This window comes from Nonomuraea sp. B208 (genome assembly GCF_057536035.1).
In genome coordinates, this window is record NZ_BAAJOU010000002.1 from 95,311 (window position 1) to 113,498 (window position 18,188).

Here is an 18,188-nt window from a genome sequence, read left to right on the forward strand (position 1 = left end):
CCACGGGCGGGTCAGCCCGGCCGGACATACCTGGTACGTGGACCGCAGAGCCTTCCTGACCGCAGCGGCGGCCGGCCTCGTCACCTCACCGGCGTGGGCCGCCCCCGCCTCGGCCACCTCGTCCAGAACCTCCCGAACCCTCCGCTCCGACCCGTTCACGCTCGGCGTGGCCTCCGGCGACCCGTCGGCCGACGGCTTCGTGCTGTGGACCCGGCTCGCCGCCGACCCCCTCGGCGGCGACGGCCGCGGCGGCATGCCCTCCCGCGACGTCGAGGTGGACTGGCAGGTCGCGGCCGACGAACGTTTCTCCAAGGTCGTCCGGTCAGGCACCGCCACCGCCCGCGCCCGCGACGCGCACAGCGTGCACGTCGAGCTGTCCGGCCTGGAGCCGGGCCGCGAGTACTTCTACCGCTTCCGCGCCGAGGGCCGGCTGTCCCCGGCCGGCCGCACCCGCACCACGCCGACCGGCGCGGCGACGCCGCTCACGTTCGCCGTCGCCGCCTGCGCGCACTACGAGCACGGCTACTACACCGCCTACCGCCGCCTCGCCGAGCAGGAGCCCGACCTCGTGGTGTTCCTCGGCGACTACATGTACGAGTACGGCCCCAGCGGCTACACCGCCCTGGCCGGTCGCGTCCGTACCCACACGCCGGGCAAGTGCCGGACCCTGGCCGACTACCGCCTCCGCCACGCCCAGTACAAGAGCGACCCCGACCTGCAGCGGGCGCACGCGGGCGCGCCGTGGCTGGTGGCCTTCGACGACCACGAGGTGGAGAACAACTGGGCCGGTGAGGTCTCCAGCACCGGCGCGACGGGCTTCGCCGGGCGGCGGGCGCACGCGTTCCGCGCCTACTACGAGAACATGCCGCTGCGCCGCGCCAGCCTGCGGGGCACCTCGCTGCGGGTGAACCGGCGCGTCTCCTGGGGCACGCTGGCCCGGTTCCACCTGCTCGACACCCGGCAGTTCCGCGACGACCAGGCCTGCCTGGACGGCGTACGGGCGGGCTGCGACGAGCGGCTGTCCGGCGGGCGCACCCTGCTCGGCCGCGACCAGTGGCGCTGGCTGGAGGACGGCCTGCACGGCTCCACCGCCCGCTGGAACCTGCTCGGCCAGCAGATCATGGTGGCGCAACGCGACTTCAGGACCGGCCCCGGCCGCGAGGTCAACCTGGACTCCTGGGACGGGTACGCCGCCGAGCGCACCCGCCTCCTCGGCGCGCTGTCGCGTACCTCGAACCCGGTGGTGCTGACCGGCGACGCCCACATGCACCACCTGGCCGAGCTCAAGCCCGACTTCGACGACCCGGACTCACCGGTCGTCGCGAAGGAGCTGATCACCTCGTCCATCGCCAGCGACGGCGACGGCTACCGCGACCGGGAGTGGATCGCCGCCGCGCTGCGGGAGAACCCCCACTTCTCCTACATCGACCAGCGCCGCGGCTACCTCATGGCCCGGCTCACCAGGGACGAGCTGTCGGTCGACTTCCGTACGCTCGACCGCGTCTCCCGGCGCGGCGCGCCCGCCAAGACGTCGCACCGGCTCACGCTGACGGCCGACTCCCTGAACGCCCGCTGAGAGCAAACTGAGGATCCGCTCAATAGGCGGCCCGGCAACGAGGCCGGGCCGCGACCCGGGGGCAGGTCCGCCCTCTCCCGAGGCCGCCGGGGGCGGGGCGGGCCCGGGTCGCGGCCCGGGGATCATGGGACGTCGGACGCGTCAGGCGTCGGGCCAGGCGCCGTCGGGGAACTCACCCGTGGTGCCGTCCGAGATCACCACCTGGTCGCGCTCGGTCAGGCCCGAGGTGACCTCGACGTACTGGTCGCCGCGCACGCCCGTCTCCACCACCTTGGCCAGGTCACGGCCACCGGACCGTACGGTGATCACCTGGGCGCCGTCCGGCCTGCTGCGGACCGCCGCCGCCGGGACGTAGATCGCGTCCGCGGCCGCGTCCGTGGTGACCGTCACCGAGGCCGTCTGTCCCAGCATCAGGCCGGTCGGCGGCTCGTCGAAGGCGAGGGTGACCGAGTAGCGGACGAGCTGGCCGTCCCTCGTCGCGGTCGGCGCGATCGCCGTCACCGTGCCCGTGTGACGCTCGCCCGGGCGGGTCGCCAGGGTGATCGCGGCCTGCTGGCCGAGCTGCAGCCGGTTCACGTCGGACTCGGTCACCATGGCCTGGACCTGCAGCTCGTCCAGGTCGCCCAGGCTGATGAAGGTGCCGGTGCCGGCCTGGTCGCCGGGCGCGCCCGCCACCGAGAGGACCGTGCCCGCCGCTGGGGCGAGGATGCGGGTGGCGCGTACGGCGTCGGCGGCCTCCTCAAGGGCGGCCTCGGCGCGGTCCACGTTCGCGGCGGCCTGCTCCTTGCTGGTGCCCTGGCTGCCGCTGGTCCTCGGGCTGGTGGAGGGGGCGGTGGACGGGGCGCAGGAGCCGGTGCTCGGGCGGGCCGAGGGTTTGCCGGCGGTGGCCTGCTTCTTCGTGGCGGACGGCTTGGCCGTGGGGGAGCCGGCCGGGCGGTGGGTTTGTCGCGTGCCGTCGTCCTGGGGCGGGGCGGTGACGGTTTCGGTGACCGTGACCGTGGCCGTCACGGTGGCGGTGACGGTCACCGTGGGCCCAGGTTCGGGCTCGGTGGGCCTGGTCGTCGGGGTGGTCGGGGTGGAGGTAGGAGTGGCGGTCGGCGTGGCTGTGGGACGCGGGGTGCGGGTCGGCTCGGGCGTCGGCGAGGTCGTGCCGCCGTGGCCGGGGGAGCGGACGGGACCGAGCAGCGCGCCTCCGGCAGGGCCGTCGGCGGCGCTGGTCCGGCCGCTGGTCGGGGCGCTGGTCGGGGTGGCCGAGGGGGTTCCGGCGGGACGGCCGGACGTGGTGGCGCCGGGCTTGCCGCCGACAGGGGTGCAGTCCGTGCCACCGCGCGCCGCGGCTGCGCCCTTGGACGCCGACGTGCCCCTAGTCGTGGACGTGCCCGCGGACGCCGACGTGCCCGCGGACGCCGACGTGGTGGCGGTGGAGGCCTTGTCCAGTGCCTCCTCGGCCGCCGCCAGGTCGGCCTTGGCCGCCTCGTACGCCTCCCGCGCCTCCCGCCCGTCGATCCGGGCCAGGACCTGCCCCTTCTTCACCTTCGCCCCCGTCTTGACGTACACCTTGGTGACGGTGCCCGAGGAGCCGAAGGCCAGGTCGCGGCGGGAGCCGTCCACGGTGTTGCCCGCGGCGCTCACCACCGCCGTGACCTGCCCGCGCTGCGCCGCGGCGAGCCGTACCTGGACGGCGGCGGGGGAGTCGTCGCGCGTCGCGAGCACGGCCACGCCCGACCCGGCGGCGAGCACGACCAGGGCGAGCCCGCCCAGCGCGAAAGTCCGTCTCATGACGGATCATCCTGGCGAAGCAGGTTCGCGGCAGCCTGCGAGCCGCCTGCAAGTTCTCTGTGCGCCCGCAGGGGCGGGCCCGCTGTCAGCGAACGTTCAGCTTGCTCGCGGCTGCGGCGCAGCCTGGTGTGCAAGGGTCACCGCTCGTGAAGGTGTCGAACAGGCGCAGATCGCGCAAGAGCCGCGGAGCGCTGATGACCAACGGAGCGCTGGCGGTGCTCCTGCTGGGCGGGGCCGCGTTCGCCTACTCCCAGCTCGGTACGGAGGAGGCGGCGAGCGAGAGCGCCGTGAGGACGGTGACGGCGAGCCGCGGAACGGTCGTGGCCGCGGTGTCCGCCACGGGCGCGGTCGAGAGCGCCAAATTCCGCGCCCTGTCCTTCGGCACGTCCGGCACGGTCGAGAAGATCTACGTCAAGGCCGGCGACAAGGTGAGCAAGGGCCAGCTCCTGGCCCGGCTGGACGACGCCGCCGCCCAGGAGAACCTGTCGGCGGCCAAGGCCGCCTACGACAGCGCCCTCGCCGACGGCACGGACACGGCGCAGCTCTACGCCGCCTACGTCAAGGCCCGCAACTCCTACCGCGAGGCGCAGCGGACGGCCGCCGCCACGGTGCTGAAGGCCCCCTTCGGCGGCACCGTCACGGCCGTCAACGGCTCGGTCGGCGCGAACGCCGGCGGCTCGGGCGGCCAGAGCAGCGCAGGGCAGGGTCAGTCGCAGAACTCCAGCGGTTCCACGTCCACGTCCACGTCCGGCTCCGGTTTCGTCGAGCTGGCCGACACCACCAAGCTGCAGCTCGTCGGCACCTTCACCGAGTCCGACGTCGGCAAGCTGAAGAAGGGCCAGAGCGCCACGGTCACGTTCGACGCGCTGCCCGGCGTGAGCGCCACCGGCAAGGTCACCCAGATCGAGCCGGTCGCCACCACCAGCAACAACGTCGTCCAGTACCCGGTCACGGTGACGTTCACCGAGGTGCCCGACGAGGTCCGGCTGGGCCAGACCGCCACCGTCGAGGTCGTCACCGGCCGCGCGGAGAACGTCGTCGCCGTCCCGTCCACGGCGATCTCCACCAGCGGCGGCCAGACCACCGTCACCGTGCTCCGGCAGGGCCGGCAGACCCGGACCCCGGTGGAGGTCGGCGTACAAGGGACGACCCTGACCGAGATCAGGTCGGGCGTCTCGGAGGGCGAGCAGATCGTGCCCCCGGCCGCCTCGACCGGCACCACGCCGGGCGGCAACGGCCGCTTCGGCGGCGGCTTCCCCGGCGGTGGCGGCATACCCGGGGGCGGGCGATGACCGCCGGGCTGCGCGTCGTGGAGGACGTGCCGGTCCTCCGGGTACGGAACCTGGTCAAGGAGTACGGCGAGGGCGACGCCAGGGTCCGCGCCCTGCGCGGCGTCAGCCTGGACGTCCAGCAGGGCGACTACGTGGCCATCATGGGCGCCTCAGGCTCCGGCAAGTCCACGCTCATGAACATCCTCGGCTGCCTGGACGTGCCGACCTCGGGGACGTACCTGATCGACGGCGCCGACGTGGGCCGCCTGAACGAACGGCAGCTCGCGATCCTGCGCAACCGGCGGGTCGGGTTCGTCTTCCAGTCCTTCAACCTGATCCCGCGCATGAGCGCGCTGGCCAACGTCGAGCTGCCCCTCGTGTACGGCGGCGTCCCCCAGGCCGAACGGCGCGCCCGCGCGCTGGCCGCGCTGGAGGAGGTCGGCCTGCGCGACCGCGTGCACCACGAGCCGAACCAGCTCTCCGGCGGCCAGCAGCAGCGCGTCGCCGTGGCGCGGGCGCTGGTCACCGCCCCGGCCCTGCTGCTGGCCGACGAGCCGACCGGCAACCTGGACACCGCCTCCACGAACGACGTGCTCCAGATCCTGGACCGGCTCAGCGCGGCCGGCCGCACGATCGTCTGCATCACGCACGAGGACGACGTCGCCGCGCACGCCAAACGGGTCATCCGCCTGGTGGACGGCGAGGTCGTCGAGGACCGCAGGCAGGCGCCGGTGGACGGCCCGCCCCCGAGGACGGCCGCCGGATGAACCAGTTCGAGATCCTCCGCTTCGCGCTGCGCGGCCTGCTGGCCAACAAGATGCGCAGCGCGCTGACCACGCTCGGCATCCTCATCGGCGTGGCGGCGGTCATCCTGCTGGTCGCCGTCGGCGAGGGCTCCTCCCGCTCGATCCAGCAGAACATCCAGCGCCTCGGCGCGAACACCCTCACGATCTCCCCGTCGTTCTCGGGCGGCGGCGGGGGCGGCGGTTTCCGCGTCGGCGGGGCGGGCGGGGGCGGCAACACCGGGCCGCGTACCCAGGCCAGGCAGCTCACCCTGGCCGACGCCAAGGCGCTCACCGACCGGACGCTCGCGCCGTCGGTCAAGAGCGTCTCGCCGGTCGTGAACGCCTCCTCGGCGACGGCCGCGTACGGGCCGGCCAGCCACGCGATCTCCCAGTTCGTCGGCACCTACCCCAGCTACTTCGAGGCGATGAACAAGCCCGTCGCCCAGGGCACGTACTTCTTCAACGACGACGTGCTGGCCGCGCGGAAGGTCGTGGTGCTCGGCCGGACCGTCGTCGAGGAGCTGTTCGGGACGGTGGACCCGATCGGCAAGCAGGTCAGCGTGTCCGGGGTGCCGTTCACGGTGGTCGGGGTGCTCAAGGAGGCCGGGTCCACCGGCATGCAGGACGCCGACGACATCGCGATCGCGCCGCTGCCGGCCGTGCAGCAGAGCCTGAGCGGGTTCGGCTCGCTCGGCCAGATCGTCGTCCAGGCGACCGGCGCCGGCACCACCACGACGGCGCAGTCCGAGGTCACCGCTATTCTCAACCAACGACATGGCATCACCGGCAACAACCCCGACTACCGCATACTCAACCAGGCCACGTTGCAGGAGACCGTCAGTGAGGCGACCGGCACCTTCACCGTGCTGCTCGGCGCGGTCGCCGCGATCTCGCTGCTGGTGGGCGGCATCGGCATCACCAACATCATGCTGGTGACGGTCACCGAGCGCACCCGCGAGATCGGCATCCGCAAGGCGATCGGCGCGCCGCGCGGCGCGATCCTGGGCCAGTTCCTGGTGGAGGCCACCCTGCTGAGCCTGGTGGGCGGGTTGTCGGGCGTGCTGGTGGCCTTCATCGGCACCAGGTTCAGCATCGCCGGCATCGAGCCGGTCCTCGTGCCGTCGTCGGTGGCGCTGGCCCTGGGCGTGTCGGTGGGCATCGGTCTGTTCTTCGGCAGTTATCCGGCAAACCGGGCGGCCAAGCTCCGGCCGATCCAGGCCCTGCGCCACGAGTAAGGAGAGTCACATGTCGAAGCTCGACTCCTCGCCGTTCCCCGACGACCTGGGGGAGGAGCTCGCCGTCGAGCCGCGCCAGGGCAGGTCGAAGGTCACGCTGGCGCTGGCCGCCGGCGTGGTGCTGGTGGCCGGCATCCTCATCGGCATCCAGGCGGGCAAGCTCTTCGGCGACGACACGCCCGCCGTCGCCGGCGGGCAGCGCCAGGCGGCCGGCACCGGCCAGCAGCAGGGCGGCGGACCTCCCGGCTACGGCCAGCAGCGGAACGGCGGCTTCCCCGGCGGTGGCCAGCGCATGGGCGGCGGCACGTTCGGCACCGTCGAGAAGGTCGAGGACGGCAAGGTGTACGTCAAGACCGCGGACGGCAAGACGGTCACCGTCACCACCACCGACCAGACCACGGTCCAGATCTCCAAGCCCGGCAAGGTCACCGACCTGGAGCAGGGCAGCGACGTCACCGTACGCGGCGAGCAGGGCGCCGACGGCTCGGTCACGGCCTCCGCCATCACCCAGGGCGGCCGGCAGTTCCCGGGAGGCGGACCGCGATGAGCCCCGAGCCCGAGGCCAGGCTGCTGGTGGTCGACGACGAGCCCAACATCAGGGAGCTGTTCTCGGCCAGCCTGCGCATGGCCGGGTTCGAGGTGCTGACCGCCGCCGACGGCCGGGAGGCGCTGCGGGTGGCCGAGGAGAGCAGCCCCGACCTGGTGATGCTCGACATCATGCTGCCCGACCTCGACGGCATGACGGTCGCGGGCCGGCTGCGCTCGCGCGGCCGGCGGGTCCCCGTCCTGTTCGTGACCGCCAAGGACACCCCCGAGGACCGCATCGCCGGGCTCGGCCTCGGCGAGGACTACGTGACCAAGCCGTTCAGCCTGGAGGAGACCATCGCGCGCATCCGGGCCGTGCTGCGCCGCACCCGGCGCGGCACCCCGCCGCCCAACCGGCTGCGCGTCGCCGACCTGGAGCTGGACGAGGAGACCCACGAGGTGTGGCGCGACGGCCTGCCGGTGAAGCTGTCGCCGACGGAGTTCCGGCTGCTGCGGTACTTCATGCTCAACGTGGGCCGGGTGCTGTCGAAGACGCAGATCCTCGACCACGTCTGGAACGGCGACTGGCGCACCGACGTCGGCCTCGTCGAGTCGTACGTCTCCTACCTGCGCCGCAAGGTCGACACCGGCGAGCACAAGTACCTGCACACCCTGCGCGGCGTCGGCTACATCCTGCGCCCGCCGCGCGGTCTGTGAACGCGATGCCGAGCAGGCTCCGCAAGCACCTGGCCAGGACGCCGCTGTGGCTCCGGCTGGTGTCGGCGACCCTGCTGCTGGTCACCCTGGCGATCACGCTGACCGGCCTGTTCGCGGTGCGGCTGCTGCGCGGCTACCTCGTGGAGCGGGTGGACCAGCAGTTGAGGGCAGCGGCCGCCCCGCGTGACGTGCTCCCGCCGCCGGAGCCGCGGCTCGCGGGCACCCGGCCGCAGCGCTTCCTCGGCCTGTTCCACGTGGTGGTGCTGGACGCGAGGGGCGCGCCGGTCCGTACGCTCAGCGAGTCCACCGCCGCGCACACGCCGAGCCTGCCCCGCCTGGCCGCCGCCGACGTGGCCGAGCTGGGGGGCCGGCCCTTCACCGTCGAGTCCGTCGATGCCGCCGGGCCCACCTGGCGGGTCGTCGCCGTGCCGGGACGCGACGACGAGAGCCGGGTGATCGCCATCAACCTGGGCGACGTGGACGACACCGTCTCCCAGCTCGGCCTCATCGTCGCGGTGGGCGGCGGCGGCACGGTGATCGTGCTCGGCTTCGCCTGCCACTGGCTGGTACGCCGCAGCCTGCGCCCCCTCCAGGAGATCTCCCGCACCGCCAACGACATCGCGGGCGGCGACCTGTCGCGCCGCGTCCCCCTCTGGTCCGGCACCACCGAGGTCGGCAAGCTCGGCCGCTCGCTCAACACCATGCTGGCCCGCATCGAGGACGCCGTGCGCGAGCGCGAGGAGGCCGCCGAGTCGGCCCGGCGTTCCGCCACCGCGGCCCGCCGCTCCGAGGAGCTGATGCGCCGCTTCATGGCCGACGCCTCGCACGAGCTGCGTACGCCGCTCACCTCGATCAGGGGGTTCGCCGAGCTGTACCGGCTGGGGGAGGAGAAGGACCTGGACGAGGCCGTCCGGCTCCTCGGCCGCATCGAAGGGCAGGCGGCCCGCATGGGTCTGCTGGTGGAGGACATGCTGCTGCTGGCCCGCCTCGACCAGCGGCGCGCGCTGGCCACCCGGCCGGTCGACCTGCTCAGCCTGGCCGCCACTGCGGTGATCGACGCGCAGACGCTGGCCCCCGACCGGCGCATCGAGCTGGTACGCCTCTTCGACGGCGACGGCGAGGTGCTGGTGACCGGCGACGAGCCGCGGCTGGCGCAGGTGCTGGGCAACCTCGTCGGCAACGCGCTCGCGCACACGCCCGCCGGCACGCCGTTCCAGGTGCGGGTGGGCGTGGACGGCGACCACGCCGTGGTCGAGGTGGCCGACGAGGGGCCGGGGTTCCCGCCGGAGGTGGGCGAGCGGGTGTTCGAGCGGTTCTACCGGGCCGATCCGGCGCGGAGCACGGGCGGGTCGGGGCTCGGGTTGTCGATCGCGGCGACGCTGGTGGAGGCGCACGGCGGGGTGATCGTGGCGGAGAGCGAGCCGGGCAAGGGGGCGTTGTTCCGGGTGATCCTGCCGGCGCACCGGCCGGGGGAAGGCACGGATCAGCCGAACCCGTAACGCGTGGCCGATCGCCTGGCGGCTGGGCGAAGGGCTCAGCTCCGCCGACGGCGGACCGGCCGCGGGAGGGCCCGGCTCAGCCGAAGGCGTAGCCGTACAGGCCGGTGCCCTTGGCGATCTCGCGGACCTGGCCGAGGCGCAGGCCCCGCGTCCGCGAGCCGGGCGCGTACATCACCAGCCCCTGGCCGGGGGCGGCCACCACGAGCCCCTGCGGCGCCCCGCCCCGCTTCAGAGACTCGCCCGGCTTCAGAGACTCGCCCGGCTTCAGAGACTCGCCCGGCTTCAGAGACTCGCCCGGCTTCAGAGACTCGTCCCGCTCCAGCGACTCGCCCCGCTCGAGCGACCGGAACCGTCCGCCGCCGGGCAGCGCCGCCAGTGCGGCGCCGAAGTCGCGTCCCTCGCCCTTGATCAGCAGGTTGCCCTTGCGGGTCAGCCCGCCGCCGGCGCTGCCGGCCAGCACCTGCACCGCGCGCTCGCCGGGCACGCCGATGGCGAGCTCGTCGCGGCCGTCGCCGTTGAAGTCGCCGGCCGCCAGCGCCGAGCCGAACCGGTCGTAGTAGCGGGGCCGCCCCTCCAGGGTGTTCTGCGACCACGCCTCGGCGCGGGCGGTGCTGAGGCCGCCGCGCGAGCCGTACAGGACGTCCACCGTGCCGTCGCCGTAGTCCATGGCCCGCTGGTTCGCGCTCAGGCCCTCGCCCGGCACGCCGATGGCGAGGTCGTCGCGGCCGTCGCCGTCGAAGTCGCCGGTGGCGAGCGCCGCGCCGAAGGCGTCCCACTTCTCGGCGGCGCCGGTGATGCCGGGGGTGCTCTGGGTGAGCAGCCTTGCCCGCTTGCGGTGTACGTCGACGACCGTGACCGAGCCCTGGCCGTCCTGCGTGACGCTGTCGGCGGGCGCGCCGACGGCCAGCTCGTCCCGGCCGTCGCCGTCGAAGTCGCCGGTGGCGAGCGCGGCCCCCCACTGGTCGGTGACCTGCGCGGACTGCCGCACCCACGTCGTCCGCTGCGTGATCACGTACGGCTCGCGGCCCTTCAGCCCGTACACGGCGACCGCGCCGCCCGAGCGGTGGCTGGGCGCGCCGACGACCAGCTCGTCCACGCCGTCACCGTCGAGGTCCCCGGCGGCGAGCGCGGCCCCGAACCGGTCGCTGGACGGCTTGGGCAGCGCCAGCTCCTCGCCCTTGACCAGCCCGGCGGGGGAGCCGCGGAAGACCTGCACGACCCCGTTGCCGTCGCCGCCGGGCACCCGCTCGCCTGCGAACTCCTCCGACACGCCGACCGCCAGGTCCGCGCACCCGTCGCCGTCGAAGTCGCCCACGGCCAGCGCCGAGCCGAACGAGTCGCCCGGCTCGGCCCCGTCGCCCTGGGTGAGGGTGACCTTCGTGCCGGAGCCGTACAGCACGGCCACCGAGCCGGCCCGGTCGCGGTCGTAGGGGGCGGCGACGGCGAGGTCGGCGCGGCCGTCGCCGTCGAAGTCGAGCGGGTGGCCGCCGCACGGGCGGGCCGCGGGAGCCGTGCCGGAGGCGAGCGGAACCGCCAGGAGGGCGGCGAGCAGCGCGTTCATACGACCAGTGATGTCCTCCCGGCGCGAACTCGGGCTTAACACCGTGGGAACGTGCCAGGATAGTCGCGTGGACATCGATCTCGCGGATTTGGATTTCTGGCGCAAACCGCTGAAAGAGCGGCACGAGGCTTTCGCCCGGCTCCGTCAGCTGGAGCATCCGGTGTTCTTCCCGGAGAAGAAAGTGCCCTTCCTGCGCTCGGGCAAGGGCTTCTACGCCCTCGTCCGGCACGCGGACGTGGTCGAGGCCAGCCGCAACGCCAAGATCTTCTCCAGCGAGCCCGCGGTGACCAATCCCGAGCCGCCCGGCTGGATCAAGCAGGTGTTCGGCGAGTCCATGGTCAACATGGACGATCCCCGACACGCCCGGCTGCGCCGCATCGTGACCCGCTCGTTCAGCCCCAAGATGCTGGCCGGCCTGCAGAGCGACATCGAGGCCGCCTGCGCCCGCATCGTGGACGACGTGGTCAGCGAGGGCCCCCGCGACTTCGTGTCGCAGGTCGCCGCCCGCCTGCCGATCCACGTCATCTGCGACATGCTGGACATCCCGCAGGAGCTGCGGGACAAGGTGCACCAGCACGTCGACATCTCCACCGCCTACACCGGCGTACGGCCCAGCCTGGCCCGCAGCGTCCAGATGGCCGGCCAGAACATGCTGGCCCTGCTCGCGCTCCAGCGCATGGTCATCAAGCTCGGCCACGAACGCGCCGCCGACCCCAAGGGCGACCTCGTCTCGCTGCTGGTCACCGCCAACGTCGACGGCGAGAAGCTGACCGACAAGGAGCTCGGCTCGTTCTTCTCGTTGCTGCTGGTGGCGGGCAACGAGACCGCGCGCAACACCATGGCCCACGGCCTGAAGATCCTCACCGACAACCCGGCGCAGCGCGAGCTGCTGATGAGCGACTTCGACAAGCACATCGGCAACGCCGTCGAGGAGATGGTCCGCTACGTCTCGCCGATCATGCAGTTCCGCCGCACGGTCACCGAGGACTACTCCCTGCGCGGGCTGGAGCTGAAGAAGGGCGACAAGGTCGTGCTCTTCTACGGCTCCGCCAACCGCGACGAGACCGTCTTCCCCAACCCGGACACCTTCGACATCACCCGCGAGACCAAGCCGCACGTCGGCTTCGGCGGCCCCGGCCCGCACTTCTGCCTCGGCGCCAACCTCGCCCGTCAGGAGATCCGCACGATGTACCGCGAGCTGCTGACCCGCCTGCCCGATCTGCGCGCGACCGGCGAGCCGGAGCTGCTGCTGTCCAACTTCGACAACAGCGTCCGCAGCCAGCCCTTCACGTTCTGATCATTCTGGGGCGAGCACGTTCGTCCGGATGGTCACGAACGTGACCAGCGCCGACACCGCCATCATCGCGGCGCTCACCAGCATCGCGGCCCGGAACCCGGCGTCGAACACCGGCGGGTTCTGGAACGCCTCGCCCACCAGCCCCACCAGGGGCGGCACGGCGGCCACCGCCAGCAGGCCCCCGGTGCGGGCCACCGCGTTGTTGACGCCGCTGGCGGTGCCCGCGTAGCGCTCGTCCACCGTGGCCAGCACGGTCGCGGTCAGCGGCGCGACGGCCGCCGACAGCCCGAGCCCGAAGATCGTCACCGCCGGCAGCACCCGCAGCGGGTACGACGCGCCGAACCCGATCGTGCTCATCGCCACGAACCCGGCGCCCGCCAGCAGGATGCCGATCGTCATCGGCCAGCGGGGGCCGTAGCGCTTGGCGACGTCCCCGGCCTTCGCGGACAGCAGCAGCATGAGGATGGTCGTCGGCAGCATCGCCAGGCCCGCCGCGATCGGCGAGAACCCCGACACCACCTGCAACTGCACGACCAGCAGGAAGAACGCCACGCCCATGGCGGCGTACATGACGAGCGTCACCACGTTGACCGCCGTGAACACGTGGTTCCTGAACAGCCCCACCGGCACCAGCGCGTCCGGCGACCGGCGCACCTCGACCACCACGAACGCCGCCGCCAGCAGCAGCCCCACGGCCAGCGGCACCGGCGCGCCCCCCTGGATCAGCCCGTACGTGATCCCGGCCAGCGCCAGCGCCGCCAGCGCTGCGCCCAGCACGTCGAACCGCCCGGCCGCCTGCTCGTCCCTGGACTCCGGCACGTGCCGCATCGCCACCACCACGACCAGCAGCGCGAACGGCAGGTTGACCAGGAACGCCCACCGCCATCCCGCGCTCTGCACCAGCCAGCCGCCGAGCAGCGGCCCGGCCGCGCTGGCCACGCCGCCGAGCCCCGACCACGCCCCGACCGCCCGCGGCCGGTCCTTGCGGGCGAACGACGCCTGGATGATCGCCAGCGCGCCCGGCGTCAGCAGCGCCCCGCCGACGCCCTGGAGCGCGCGGGCGGCGATCAGGAACTCGATGTTCGGCGACAGCCCGCACAGCGCCGACGCGACCGCGAACCAGATCGTGCCGATGACGAAGACGGTGCGCCGGCCGTACCGGTCGCCGAGCGAGCCGCCCAGCAGGATCAGCCCGGCCAGCGTCAGCGTGTAGGCGTTGACCGTCCACTGCAGGCCGGCCATGCCCGCGTTCAGCTCGCGCCCCAGGAACGGCAGCGCGACGTTGACGATCGTGCTGTCCAGCAGGGCCAGCCCGGAGCCGAGCACGGTCGCGAGCAACACCCACCGGCCGCGCGCGGACTTCAGCTCCAGATGCCCGCCGGCCTGAACGGGACCGCTCACTGCTCCACCGCAGCGCCCAGCTCGGCCGAACTGGCCAGGTCGGCCGGACTGCCAGGCTGAGCCGGACTGCCCGGCTCGGCCGGACTGCCTGCCTCGGCCCGCCCGACTGCCTCCGCCCGGCTGCCTGCCTCCGCCGGATTGCCCAGCGCTCGCAGGACGAACTCGGACACCAGCGCCGCCGCCGCCTCGACGGTGACGCTCCCGCTGATCAGCGGCACCCGCTCGGCGCCGATCACCGCCAGGACCATCCGCGCCGTCGCCGCGACGTCCACCACCCGGAAGTCGCCCGAGGCGGCCCCGCTCTCCAGGATCCCGGCCAGCACCCGCTGCATGGGCGCGACGTGCTCGGCGAGCTGCTGGTAGGCGTCCGGCCCGAGCGCCGCGCCGAGATCGGCCGCCCCCGGGTGCGGATGCGCCAGCAGCCCCTCCAGCTGCAGCCGTACGAACGCCCGCAGCCGGTCGGCCGGCGAGGCGCCGGCGGGCAGCTCACGCTCGTAGCTGTCGATGAAGTAGCTCGTCACCCGCTCGGTGAACGCCAGCAGCAGCGCCGCCTTGTCCGGGAAGTAGTTGTAGAGCACGGTGCGGGTGATGCCGGCCTCGCTCGCCACGTCGGTCATGGAGATCGCGTCGATGCCCTGCGTCCTCGACAGGCGCGAGACGGCCTGGAGGATGCGGTCGCGCGTCTGAGCACGATGCTCACCGATGGTGGCGGCCGAGATCCTGGGCATAGGCCCATGGTAGGCCCGCGGCAGATGATCCGTTCATGCTTCGATGTCCGTCGAGCACCGCTTGGTCCGCCGCTTCGAGGACGGGCGTGCCGTACAGCATGAGCCGTGGCCAAGGAGATCGGCGGCTACCAGCAGGCGCTCACCTACATCGCGCTCCTGTCGAAGGCCCCGTTCTTCCGCTACGACCTCGGCGTGCTCACGCGCTCACCTTCATGATGATCGGCCACCACCGCCACAACACCCCCGGGCTGGTACGCCCCGGCCCCATCTACATCCGGGACTCCCTCTCCCGCGAGGTCGTTTACGAGGGCCCCGACGCCGCCCTCGTCCCCGGCCTCCTCGACGAGCTGATCGGCTGGCTCAACGACGGAGACCTGGACCTGCCGAGCCACGTCCGGGCCGCGATGGCGCACCTCAACCTCGTCAAGATCCATCCCTGGCGCGACGGGAACGGCCGCATGTCACGCGCCCTGCAGACCCTCGTCCTCGGCCGCGACCAGATCACGACGCCGGAGTTCTCCTCGATCGAGGAGTGGCTGGGGCAGCATCGAGTCACCGTCGACTACTACGACGTGCTGGGCGCGGTCGGCGGCCGGCACTGGCAGCCGCACGGCGACACGCTCGCGTGGGTGCGCTTCTGCCTGCGCGCCCACCACCTGCAGGCCCAGCGCGTACGCCAGCGCCTGGCCGAGGCGGGCGAGGTGTGGACGCTGCTCGAAGGCGAGGTGGACCGCGACGGGCTCAACACGCGCTGCGTGTCCGCCCTGTACGAGGCTTTCGTCAGCCGCCGGGTGCGCCGCAGCCGCTACCAGGCCGACGAGGACCTCAGCCAGGGCCAGGCCGCCCGCGACCTGCGCGACCTCACCGCCAAGCGCTGGCTCCAGCCGTACGCGAGACCAAGGGCCGCCACTACACGGCGGGCCCGCGGCTGGCGCGGCTCAAGGAGGAGTTCGCCGAGCGCGTCACGCCGCGCTGCGGGACCCGTACCGCCCGGGGGTCAGGCCGCGGTCCTGACGACGTCGAGCAGCTCGGTGAGGACGTCCGCGTTCAGCCGGTACGCCAGCCGCACCTCGCGGATCATCCGCTGCCGCTCGCGCTCGTCCAGGTCGAGGGCGTCCAGACGGGAGCGGTAGTCGTTCTTGAAGCGGGGCAGGCTGCCCAGCTCGTCGAAGAAGTAGAAGTCGACGCCGCCGCCCCTGTCGTAGCCGTAGATCTTCTGCAGCTCCATCCGGATGAACTGGCCGCCGGACAGGTCGCCGAGGTAGCGGGTGTAGTGGTGGGCGATGTAGCCGCACGGCCAGTCGGCCACCTTGCGGATCCGGTCGACCAGCGCGGTCGTGGACCTGGACGGGGTGACGCGGTCGCGCCACGACGGGCCGTAGATCGTCGTGAGGTCGCGTTCGAGCGCCGCCTCGCGGTACAGCTCGGGGAAGACGAAGGCGCCCGCGACCGGGTGATCGGCCAGCTCGCGGGAGACGCCGTCAAGGGCCACGTACGCGAAGTAGTGCTGGGCCACCATCTCGCCGTACTCGTGCTCGGTCAGGCGTCCCGCCATGAGCTCGGTCAGGTAGCCTTCGGCCTCGGCGGACTGGTGGTCGCCCCAGGTGGCGTTCCTCAAGGTCTCGGAGAACGACGTCGTCACGGCCCACCTCAATCGCACGGTACTTTCATGACGAAGTGTCACAAACACTGGGAGCGCACGTCAACCCTTTGATGACACCATGTCATCAAAGCCTGGTTTCCTTCTTCTGTACCCAGTGACGTGCGTACGAGTCTCGACGGTAGTCGGCGCCGCGTATCTTCTCGGTCTAGAAAGACTGGACAGGGGAGTTCATGAGCGGCTGGCAGGTACAGGAGGCGAAGCAACGCTTCTGTGAGGTTGGACGGCGCGCGGTGAGTGAAGGCCCTCAAGTAGTCACCCGGCACGGGGAAGAGGTGGCCGTGGTCATCGATATCGGCGAGTACCGCCGTCTCAGAGGAGAGACTCCTGACTTCCGGAAATTCCTCCTGGAAGAACCCGCCTGGGACGACGACCTTGAGATCCCCCGCAACCGTGACCTCCCCCGAGAGATGGACTTCGACTGAGGGACGTCGGCTACCTCCTCGACACGAGCGTGGTCTACGAAACGGCAGCCCGCACGTCCGGGACTGGATCGGCGGAGCTCATGGACCCACGCTCTACCTCAGCGCCCTGACCGTGTGAGAGATCCGCTGTGGAGTTGAGCTCCGCAGACCCAAGGTCCAGCCCAGGCGACCCTCCTGGAACGCTGGCTGCACGCTCTTCACCGGCAGTTCGGTGACCACATCATCCCCGTGATCGCGGCGATGGCCAGGGTGCTCGGGTGGACGCTGGTGAGCAGGAATGTGAAGGATTTCGCAGGGACCGGCGTGTCCGTGGTCAACCCCTTCGAACCGCTGAATTGACCGGTCAGCCGCGGGTGTAGCGGTGCTTGGCGCCGGGCGGGAAGTAGTCGGGGTCGCCGGTCTCGCGGAGCTGGATGTCCGGCCGCCGGCGGTGCGGCGGGACGTAGGCCGCGAACTCGCTGTTGAGGCGGAGCAGGTGGGTCAGGATCGACTCGCCGGCGACCTCGGCGATCCTGGCGGAGGGAGCGACCCCGGGGGCCAGCTCGACGGTGACGGTCAGGCGGCGGTCGCGGTGCTCGTCCTCGACGGTCTCCAGGACGAACTTGCCGGTGACGAACCCGCTGACCTCCCGCTGTTCCAGGCCGATCGCGATGTTCTCCGGGTAGACGTTCGCGCCGTAGTAGGAGACGGTGAAGTGGCTGCGGCCGAAGACGTACACGAAGGGCCGCTCGGGGCCGGGCGCCGACGGCGTGAAGCCGTGGTCGCGGGCGAAACCGAGCAGGCGGTCGTACGGGAGCACGCCGCCCTCGTCGGCGATGTGATATCTGACCAGCGGGATGCCGTTGTCGCCGGAGAACAGCAGGGTCCCCGCGTCCTCCTCGAAGAAGCGCGCCTGCGGGTCGTACTGCAGGAGCGAGGGCAGCCGCGACGCGCCGAACAGCTCCCTTGCCGCCGCGGGACGGGCCGCGAGGAAGCGGCGCAGCTCGACCGAGAGCGGCGTCTCGTTCGCGAGGACGCCGGCGTCGGCGGTGCCGTACAGGGAGGCGATGCCGCCCAGCGGATCGGCGATCCCGGCCCGCTCGCACACCAGCGACCGCCACTCCTCGCTGAAGACCTCGCCCGCCGTGACCAGCTTGAGGTCCCACTCGTGCCAGGGCAGGTCCTCGGCGTCGATGACGTTCTTGAGGAACGGCGGATAGCCCAGCAGCACGACCTGGTCGAAGTGGGGGGCCAGCTCCGGCAGCACCCGGGCGATCTCCCTGCGGTCGGTGCCGGGGGCGACGACTGTGATCGGATAGCCGCGTTCGGCCAGGTGACGGCAGCAGTTGACGGTGAACAGGCCGCCCACCCAGGTGCCGAGCGCGAAACAGACCACGGCCAGCGTGCGGCGCTCCCCGGCCGCGAAGGAGTCGCGGAAGACCTCCTCGAAACGGGCGGCGACGGCCCGCTCGTCGGCGGCCGAACGCGGCCAGAACGACGGCACGCCGGTCGAGCCCGACGACACCGCGATCATGTCGCCGATCACGCCGTCGCGGCACAGGTCGGGCAGCGGGTGACGGCGTACGTAGCCGTCCTTCGTGGTCATCGGCAGCCGCCGGAAGTCCTCAAGAGTCCGGACGCGGGCGGGATCGACGCCGTGCTCGGCGAGGAACGCGCCGTAGGCGGGGACGGTCGCCGCGACCTGCTGGAAGAGCTCAACCGGTTCCACCAGCCGACTGTACGATCTCCG

Annotated in this window: 15 protein-coding genes and 1 pseudogene; 10 read left to right on the forward strand and 6 right to left on the reverse strand. The window is 72.4% G+C overall.

All coding sequences use genetic code 11. The annotated features are described in order from the left end of the window. Nucleotides 1-37: 37 nt before the first annotated feature. Complete coding sequence (locus AC27IY_RS00895; RefSeq protein WP_487176775.1) at nt 38-1,576, forward strand: alkaline phosphatase D family protein; 1,539 nt, start codon at nt 38-40, stop codon at nt 1,574-1,576. A gap of 141 nt (nt 1,577-1,717) precedes the next feature. Here AC27IY_RS00895 and AC27IY_RS00900 read toward each other — a convergent pair whose 3' ends face one another. After that, a complete protein-coding gene (locus tag AC27IY_RS00900) occupies nt 1,718-3,355 on the reverse strand; it encodes an efflux RND transporter periplasmic adaptor subunit (RefSeq protein ID WP_487176777.1) in 1,638 nt (545 codons plus the stop codon). A 194-nt stretch (nt 3,356-3,549) separates the two neighbouring features. On the opposite strand from AC27IY_RS00900, the gene AC27IY_RS00905 reads away from it, so the two are divergent. Genes AC27IY_RS00905 through AC27IY_RS00930 form a run of 6 tightly spaced genes read left to right on the forward strand, consistent with a single transcriptional unit; the run spans nt 3,550 to nt 9,387 of the window. Beyond that, on the forward strand, nt 3,550-4,647 hold the full coding sequence (locus AC27IY_RS00905; RefSeq protein WP_487176778.1) for an efflux RND transporter periplasmic adaptor subunit: 1,098 nt from the start codon (nt 3,550-3,552) through the stop codon (nt 4,645-4,647). Then, nucleotides 4,644-5,393: an ABC transporter ATP-binding protein gene (locus tag AC27IY_RS00910; RefSeq protein WP_344205814.1), complete on the forward strand. Its 750-nt coding sequence runs from the start codon at nt 4,644-4,646 to the stop codon at nt 5,391-5,393. The genes AC27IY_RS00905 and AC27IY_RS00910 overlap by 4 nt, the downstream gene beginning before the upstream one ends. Continuing rightward, nucleotides 5,390-6,646 carry an ABC transporter permease gene (locus AC27IY_RS00915; protein WP_487176779.1) on the forward strand — a complete coding sequence of 419 codons (1,257 nt, stop codon included), beginning with the start codon at nt 5,390-5,392 and terminating at the stop codon, nt 6,644-6,646. Before AC27IY_RS00910 ends, AC27IY_RS00915 begins: the two co-directional genes overlap by 4 nt. A 10-nt stretch (nt 6,647-6,656) precedes the next feature. Then, nucleotides 6,657-7,193 carry a hypothetical protein gene (locus AC27IY_RS00920; protein ID WP_423447690.1) on the forward strand — a complete coding sequence of 179 codons (537 nt, stop codon included), beginning with the start codon at nt 6,657-6,659 and terminating at the stop codon, nt 7,191-7,193. After that, nucleotides 7,190-7,888 (forward strand): response regulator transcription factor, encoded by a 699-nt coding sequence (locus AC27IY_RS00925; protein ID WP_344205817.1) that lies wholly within the window; start codon nt 7,190-7,192, stop codon nt 7,886-7,888. Before AC27IY_RS00920 ends, AC27IY_RS00925 begins: the two co-directional genes overlap by 4 nt. 5 nt (nt 7,889-7,893) lie before the next feature. Next, on the forward strand, nt 7,894-9,387 hold the full coding sequence (locus AC27IY_RS00930; protein WP_449954658.1) for a sensor histidine kinase: 1,494 nt from the start codon (nt 7,894-7,896) through the stop codon (nt 9,385-9,387). Between the two features lie 76 nt (nt 9,388-9,463). Here the strand turns inward: AC27IY_RS00930 and AC27IY_RS00935 are convergent, their stop codons facing one another. After that, nucleotides 9,464-10,948: an FG-GAP and VCBS repeat-containing protein gene (locus AC27IY_RS00935; RefSeq protein ID WP_487176780.1), complete on the reverse strand. Its 1,485-nt coding sequence runs from the start codon at nt 10,946-10,948 to the stop codon at nt 9,464-9,466. 67 nt (nt 10,949-11,015) lie between these two features. On the opposite strand from AC27IY_RS00935, the gene AC27IY_RS00940 reads away from it, so the two are divergent. Further along, entirely contained in the window at nt 11,016-12,245 is a 1,230-nt protein-coding gene (locus AC27IY_RS00940) for a cytochrome P450 (protein ID WP_344205821.1), read from the forward strand. Here AC27IY_RS00940 and AC27IY_RS00945 read toward each other — a convergent pair whose 3' ends face one another. Together AC27IY_RS00945 and AC27IY_RS00950 are read right to left on the reverse strand one after the other, a co-directional pair. Beyond that, complete coding sequence (locus AC27IY_RS00945) at nt 12,246-13,646, reverse strand: MFS transporter (RefSeq protein WP_487176781.1); 1,401 nt, start codon at nt 13,644-13,646, stop codon at nt 12,246-12,248. Further along, nucleotides 13,643-14,374 (reverse strand): TetR/AcrR family transcriptional regulator, encoded by a 732-nt coding sequence (locus AC27IY_RS00950; protein WP_423447684.1) that lies wholly within the window; start codon nt 14,372-14,374, stop codon nt 13,643-13,645. Before AC27IY_RS00950 ends, AC27IY_RS00945 begins: the two co-directional genes overlap by 4 nt. A 215-nt stretch (nt 14,375-14,589) precedes the next feature. Between AC27IY_RS00950 and AC27IY_RS00955 the strand changes: the two are divergent. Beyond that, nucleotides 14,590-14,802: pseudogene (locus AC27IY_RS00955) on the forward strand (Fic family protein); the annotation flags it as partial. Nucleotides 14,803-15,371: 569 nt separating this feature from the next. Here AC27IY_RS00955 and AC27IY_RS00960 read toward each other — a convergent pair. Next, the gene (locus AC27IY_RS00960; RefSeq protein ID WP_364456570.1) at nt 15,372-16,016 is read right to left on the reverse strand and encodes a biliverdin-producing heme oxygenase; all 645 of its coding nucleotides are present in this window, start codon (nt 16,014-16,016) and stop codon (nt 15,372-15,374) included. A gap of 191 nt (nt 16,017-16,207) precedes the next feature. Here AC27IY_RS00960 and AC27IY_RS00965 point away from each other — a divergent pair, with 191 nt between their 5' ends. Then, nucleotides 16,208-16,459, forward strand: coding sequence for a type II toxin-antitoxin system Phd/YefM family antitoxin (locus AC27IY_RS00965; protein ID WP_449954643.1), 252 nt, complete (start codon nt 16,208-16,210; stop codon nt 16,457-16,459). 343 nt (nt 16,460-16,802) lie between these two features. Here AC27IY_RS00965 and AC27IY_RS00970 read toward each other — a convergent pair whose 3' ends face one another. Beyond that, nucleotides 16,803-18,167 (reverse strand): phenylacetate--CoA ligase family protein, encoded by a 1,365-nt coding sequence (locus AC27IY_RS00970; RefSeq protein ID WP_487176782.1) that lies wholly within the window; start codon nt 18,165-18,167, stop codon nt 16,803-16,805. Between the last annotated feature and the right edge of the window lie 21 nt (nt 18,168-18,188).